The 1,128-nt window shown below is 70.9% G+C and carries 1 protein-coding gene; it reads left to right on the top strand.

Features of this window, described 5'->3' with window-relative positions; genetic code table 11:
* The coding region (gene treZ, locus DD1DGNOD_RS29200) for a malto-oligosyltrehalose trehalohydrolase (RefSeq protein ID WP_241255620.1) at positions 1-1,128 on the top strand (1,128 nt) is incomplete at both ends.

Here is a 1,128-nt window from a genome sequence, read left to right as displayed (position 1 = left end):
CTTTCCGCGTGTGGGTGCCAGATGCCAAGACGGTGGGTGTGGTTACCGGCACGGACGGCGATGAGACCGTCCATGAGATGATGACCGACGAAGGCGGCTGGTGGTGGGTGAACGTGCCCGCGGCCGGTCACGGCACCGACTACGCGTTCCTGGTCGACGGCGACGTCGACGAGCTGCCCGACCCGCGCTCGGCCTGGCAGCCGGGCGGCGTCCACGGCCGCTCACGCCTGGTCGACCACTCGCTGTTCTCCTGGTCCGACAGTGCCTGGCGGGGCATCACGCTCGCCGGCAGCGTCCTGTACGAACTGCACGTCGGCACGTTCACCCCGGAAGGCACCTTCGACGCGGCCATCGAACGGCTCGACCACCTCGTGGCGCTCGGGGTCGACGCGGTCGAGCTGCTGCCCGTCAACGCCTTCGCCGGCCGGCACGGCTGGGGGTACGACGGTGTGGACCTGTTCGCCGTCCACGAGCCCTACGGCGGTCCGGACGGGCTCAAGCGCTTCGTCGACGCGGCGCACAACCGGGGCATCGGCGTGATCATGGACGTCGTCTACAACCATCTCGGGCCGGACGGGAACTACCTGTCCCGGTTCGGCCCCTACTTCACCGACTCCCATGTCACGCCCTGGGGGCCCGCGGTCAACCTCGACGCGCCCGGCTCGGACGAGGTCCGGGCGTTCATCGTCGACAACGCGCTCGACTGGCTGCGGCACTACCACTGCGACGGCCTGCGCCTGGACGCCGTGCACGCCTTCGCCGACAACCGGGCCGTCCACCTGCTGGAGGAGATCACCGCCGCGGTGCACGGCCTCGCCGCCCAGCAGCGCCGGCCGCTGTTCGTGATCGCCGAGTCCGACCTGAACGACCCCCGGGTGGTCACCACCCGCGAAGCCGGTGGGCACGGCCTGGACGCGCAGTGGTGCGACGACGTCCACCACGCCCTGTGGGCGGCGCTGTCCGGCGAGCGCCAAGGCTACTACAGCGACTTCGGCAGCCTCGCCACCCTGGCCAAGGCGATGGAACACGCGTTCGTCCACGACGGGACGTACTCGACGTTCCGGGGGCGCTCCCACGGCCGCCCGGTGCCGGGCCACCTTCCCGCCCACCGTTTCATCGCGTTCCTGC

The organism is Candidatus Protofrankia californiensis, assembly GCF_900634765.1.
GTDB lineage: Bacteria > Actinomycetota > Actinomycetes > Frankiales > Frankiaceae > Protofrankia > Protofrankia californiensis.
Note: the sequence above shows the minus strand (reverse complement) of the source record. Positions and strands in the feature narration are given on the sequence as shown.